Source organism: Spirosoma liriopis, assembly GCF_023196085.1.
In the GTDB taxonomy this organism is placed as follows: domain Bacteria; phylum Bacteroidota; class Bacteroidia; order Cytophagales; family Spirosomataceae; genus Spirosoma; species Spirosoma oryzicola.
Genome location: NZ_JALPRF010000023.1, coordinates 1 through 3,428, shown reverse-complemented (window position 1 = coordinate 3,428; position 3,428 = coordinate 1). Strand labels below are relative to the sequence as shown.

5 protein-coding genes are annotated in these 3,428 nt (G+C 45.9%); 2 read left to right on the top strand and 3 right to left on the bottom strand.

Annotated elements, in window-relative coordinates:
* Window positions 1–1,175 (bottom strand): MobV family relaxase (mobV, locus tag M0L20_RS30060; RefSeq protein ID WP_248481027.1); only part of this gene is annotated, 1,175 nt, incomplete at its 3' end.
* A 211-nt stretch (window positions 1,176–1,386) separates the two neighbouring features.
* Here mobV and merTP point away from each other — a divergent pair.
* Complete coding sequence (gene merTP, locus M0L20_RS30055; protein ID WP_099077023.1) at window positions 1,387–1,962, top strand: mercuric transport protein MerTP; 576 nt, start codon at window positions 1,387–1,389, stop codon at window positions 1,960–1,962.
* 5 nt (window positions 1,963–1,967) lie between these two features.
* Window positions 1,968–2,177 carry a GDCCVxC domain-containing (seleno)protein gene (locus M0L20_RS30050; RefSeq protein ID WP_099077022.1) on the top strand — a complete coding sequence of 70 codons (210 nt, stop codon included), beginning with the start codon at window positions 1,968–1,970 and terminating at the stop codon, window positions 2,175–2,177.
* 179 nt (window positions 2,178–2,356) lie between these two features.
* Here M0L20_RS30050 and M0L20_RS30045 read toward each other — a convergent pair whose 3' ends face one another.
* Together M0L20_RS30045 and M0L20_RS30040 are read right to left on the bottom strand one after the other, a co-directional pair.
* The gene (locus M0L20_RS30045) at window positions 2,357–2,845 is read right to left on the bottom strand and encodes a helix-turn-helix domain-containing protein (RefSeq protein ID WP_099077021.1); all 489 of its coding nucleotides are present in this window, start codon (window positions 2,843–2,845) and stop codon (window positions 2,357–2,359) included.
* A 321-nt stretch (window positions 2,846–3,166) separates the two neighbouring features.
* A partial coding sequence (locus tag M0L20_RS30040) for a hypothetical protein (RefSeq protein ID WP_248481026.1) occupies window positions 3,167–3,428 on the bottom strand: 262 nt, incomplete at its 5' end.

Below are 3,428 nucleotides of genomic sequence, written 5' to 3'. Positions count from 1 at the left end.
ATCTGAGCCGTAACCAGGTTAAGCCGCACTTCGGTCTTCGGATCAGTCAGGTAAAACGTCCCTTTGGCATCTTTCAGGATTTTGTACCCCTTCTTTTCAAGCCTGGGGTTAAAATCATTATCGTCTGTTAGGCGCTCTTTTAAACACTCCAGGATATCCGCTTCCATCTTCGGCAGTATCTTACTGCGCAGGTGGTCAGCCCGACCCTCACTCCACTTCGGATTTAGTCGCTTTTCATCCAACAGTACGGCTATCTGGTCAATCTTGCTGGTCGTGGTGGCCAGCTCTTCCCCTGTTTTTTTGGCTTTCTCGAAATTGGTCTGTTTTAGGCCCTCTGAGGTGGTCAGTCGTTGAGCGAGTACTTTCTCCTGCTCTTTAGCAGTTGCGTTTGCTACGGCCGCTTTTAGGGCCTTCTCAGCGGCTTGTTTGATTTCGTCGAGCCTGCGATTGTGTTCAGCATTGATTTTGGCTTCCTGCTGTTGTTTCCAACGTTCCAGATTCAACAGATCCAGCGGACCAGGCTTGTCGATGGTTAAGGGTACCTTGATCGTCTGAATGGGTTGTAAATCCTTCTCGATAGTTTGCCGCTCCTGTTGTTGGAGGCCATAAATATGCTTCATGTCCACATGCTGCGCCCGGCTGCCTTCTATTCCCCTTTCCAACCCAAACGGTTTCATGGCCGCCGCGTAATCAGTCTGGAGTTGGCGTAGAGTTTTAGGTGTGAAGAGCTCCTTTGCGCAAAGTCGTTTGTCTTCAGTGATAGGAACAACGATGGCGTGAATGTGGGGCGTCTTCTCGTCCTGGTGCAGAGTGAAAGCGACCAGGTTAGAGCCGTACTGCTTTTTCATGAAGTCCAGATTGGCCTTTACCCAATCGGATTGCCGGTAGTCATCAACGCACTGGCCGTTCTGATCACGTTTGAACGCTTCCGGGCTGGCCGTGAGAATGAATTCCATGCCCTTAACGGCATCCTTTCGGACATGATGAAGGCCGGCATGATCGAGTTGAGCCTGAATCGCCTTGGCTAAATTCTCATAGTTGAGGACGTACTCCTTATTGAGGTGCAGCCGATCGGGGTCGGCATTGGGTACATGACCCTGACGGTAATTGTGATCAGACTTGCCGCCTATGCTTCCGGCTCCTTTCACTTTGGCGACTCGACAAACTGCTTTCATACTTTTTCTTTCCCTTTGTTCTAATGGTCCCGGAGGGCGCGCACTTTGCCCTGCCTGACCCGACCGAAGGGAGGTGTCAGGCAGGGCAAAGTATAGTGCGTTATACTTCTGTAAAAGAACCGGGCTGCGAAAAACTACCGATCCGCCAAAAAAAAGCGTTCTAAGCTTTATTGACTAACTTTGCTTTCACTGACTTACATCTCTCTAAGTAATGAAAGCAACTGGTCTGCTCGGTATTATAACCGCCTTTACATCCTCTCTATGCTGTATCGCTCCCTTGTTAGCATTGGGGGGTATGGCTGGTTCGTTAGGATGGCTAGAAACAGCACGGCCTTACACTATTACTCTTTCCATCGGAGCTTTGGGATGGGCTTGGTACAACCAACTCAGACCAACTACAAAGGATGCCTGTGGATGCACTCCCGCTAAACTTAGCTTCTGGCAGACGAGAAGATTTTTAGGGATAATGACAGCAATGGCGGTACTGTTACTAACATTTCCTGCTTACTCTAATTTGCTTTACCAGGATAAGAACCAGATTACCCAACAATCGGGCAAACCGGCTCAACAAATTGCTTACGTGACCATTAAGGGTATGACCTGCGAGGGGTGTGAGCATCATGTAAAAAGCGAGGTAGGTAAGCTAAAAGGAATTGCTGAAACCAAAGTATCTTATCAGCAGGGTAACGCAGTAGTCAAGTATGACCCTAAGCAAACATCAACGGCTGAGATTAAGAAAGCAGTAGCCGCCACAGGTTATCAGGTTGTAAGTGTTAAGACAAATTAAGTAGTATGGCCCTTGTGCTAGAATCCACAATTACTTGCCCTCAGTGCAGTTATGTCAAAACTGAGATAATGCCCACTGATGCTTGCCAATTCTTTTATGAATGCACGAACTGTCACACTGTATTACGTCCATTAGCTGGCGACTGCTGTGTATTTTGCTCGTACGGTACGATGAAGTGCCCCCCTCTCCAAGAGAATAAGAGCTGTTGTTCTTAGTTATTCGCGCTATTTTTCCTCGTACAGTTGGGGTGGGATATGCCTAAAAAAACCTCGTGGCCGTAGGACACGAAAAAGCCCCGATCTGGCTTAGAGCTATCAAGATCGGGGCAACGCACGGTTGTACGTGGATTAGCTTATCCCTGCTCGGTTGGGCCTCCCCAGAGCCGACTTCCGTTTTAGCTAATGGCTTTATTACGCTTTTTCGTTGGCCGTGGCTTAACGTGTCCTACTAACTGCGTATCAAATAATGGTTTGTCTTCCTCTTGTTGCTCAAATTCTGAGATGAATACTTTAGCATCGAAGTGGGCAAATTTCTTAGCTTCTGCTGTATCTCTCCATACTATTTGAGCATTCAATGCAAAAATATGTGTGTTACTTGACCTGAAAACGGTCAATGCTTTCTTCTCCTTTAGGTACTTAATAGCGAGATAAACTGTATTCTTATGCAATCCCAAATTGTCTGCTATTGCCTGCTGACTTGCTACTAAAGCATTTCGATTATCCATGTATTTGACAACCCAAAGAAAGACATTCAAGGCCGTTGGATTCTCCTTTGTCATGAGCATAATCAAGTCTAAATGGTCATCGTACAACTGTACGAAGTTGGCATTCACTCGCTTGATTTCTCCAGTATCGAAGTTAACATTGTCCTTTTCGTGAACCATAATTTCAATGTGATTAGCGTCACAAATCTAAGTGCTTTTCACACATGAACAAGTGATTTGCACACTTTTCCATGTGATTAGGTCAAAAACAGATCACAATCAGCTATTGTGATGATCATCACAATACTGATGTGATTGCAATCACTATAAATAATTGATTATCAATTATTTATAGTGTCTCTCTCTCTCTATCTACTATTACACACTTTTTACAGCGTCGCAGACTCCGTTTTTTAAGCGGATTTGTTTTTAGTGATTGGGGCTTACCGCCCCAAACCCCGTAGGTTTTTTTTAGGCATATCCCACCCCAACTGTACGGGGTTAACGCCGGATCTTGTAACCCCGATTTTGGTCGTTCTTGACTTCGGGCTTCTGGGCCTTCTTCTGTTTTTCTTGTTGCTCTTCTTTTATTCCCCTTTGTACCGTTTCATGAACTAGTTCGCTCAAAAATTCACCTTTGATCTGAGCCGTAACCAGGTTAAGCCGCACTTCGGTCTTCGGATCAGTCAGGTAAAACGTCCCTTTGGCATCTTTCAGGATTTTGTACCCCTTCTTTTCAAGCCTGGGGTTAAAATCATTATCG

Excerpts from the sequence above, each read along its gene's own strand:
- M0L20_RS30050 (WP_099077022.1), top strand. The coding sequence starts at position 1,968 with ATGGCCCTTGTGCTAGAATCCACAATTACTTGCCCTCAGTGCAGTTAT.
- M0L20_RS30045 (WP_099077021.1), bottom strand. The coding sequence starts at position 2,845 with ATGGTTCACGAAAAGGACAATGTTAACTTCGATACTGGAGAAATCAAG.
- merTP (WP_099077023.1), top strand. The coding sequence starts at position 1,387 with ATGAAAGCAACTGGTCTGCTCGGTATTATAACCGCCTTTACATCCTCT.